Below are 1,063 nucleotides of genomic sequence, written 5' to 3'. Positions count from 1 at the left end.
GTTACATGTTCGGGTAATTCGGCCCGCCGCCGCCTTCCGGCGTGACCCACACGATGTTCTGCGTCGGGTCCTTGATGTCGCAGGTCTTGCAGTGCACGCAGTTCTGCGCGTTGATCACCAGCCGGTCGCTGCCGTCGTCGTTCTTCACGAACTCGTACACCGCCGCCGGGCAGAAGCGTCCCTCGGGGCCCGCGTACGTGCGCAGGTTCACGTTCACCGGCACGCTTGCGTCCTTCAGCGTCAGGTGCGCCGGCTGGTTCTCCTCGTGGTTCGTGTTCGAGATGAACACCGACGACAGCCGGTCGAACGTCAGCTTGCCGTCCGGCTTCGGATACTCGATCGGCGTGCATTGCGACGCCGGCTTCAGCATCTCGTGGTCCGCATGCTTGTGGTGCAGCGTCCACGGCACGTTGCCGCCCATCACCTTCTGCTCGAGCCCGACCATCAGCGTGCCGAGATACAGCCCCTTGGCCATCCACTGCTTGAAGTTGCGCGCGCGGTACAGTTCCGTATGCAGCCACGATTGCTTGAAGGCGTCCGGATACGCGTTGAGCTCGTCGCTCTGACGGCCGGCCTGCAGCGCGTCGAACGCGGCGTCCGCCGCCAGCATGCCGGTCTTGATCGCCGCGTGGCTGCCCTTGATCCGCGATGCGTTCAGGAAGCCCGCGTCGTCGCCGATCAGCGCGCCGCCCGGGAACACCGTCTTCGGCAGCGACAGCAGGCCGCCGGCCGTGATCGCGCGCGCGCCGTACGACACGCGCTTGCCGCCTTCGAGGAACGCGCGGATCGACGGATGCGTCTTGTAGCGCTGGAATTCCTCGAACGGCGACAGGTACGGGTTCGTGTAGCCCAGGCCCACCACGAAGCCGACCACCACCTGGTTGTTGTCCATGTGATACAGGAACGAGCCGCCGTACGTATCCGACTTCAGCGGCCAGCCGGCCGTGTGGATCACGAGGCCCGGCTTGTGCTTGGCCGGATCGATTTCCCACAATTCCTTGATGCCGATCCCGTACGCCTGCGGATCGGCGTTCGCGTCGAGCTTGAACTTCGAGATCAGCTG

At 65.0% G+C, this 1,063-nt stretch carries 1 protein-coding gene; it reads right to left on the bottom strand.

Annotated elements, in window-relative coordinates; genetic code table 11:
- Position 1 precedes the first annotated feature (1 nt).
- Positions 2-1,063 (bottom strand): electron transfer flavoprotein-ubiquinone oxidoreductase (locus tag WS46_RS20730; protein ID WP_179949175.1); only part of this gene is annotated, 1,062 nt, incomplete at its 5' end.

This window comes from Burkholderia sp. RF4-BP95, from assembly GCF_001521985.1.
Classification (GTDB): domain Bacteria; phylum Pseudomonadota; class Gammaproteobacteria; order Burkholderiales; family Burkholderiaceae; genus Burkholderia; species Burkholderia diffusa.
This window is presented reverse-complemented; position numbering and strand designations above follow the sequence as displayed.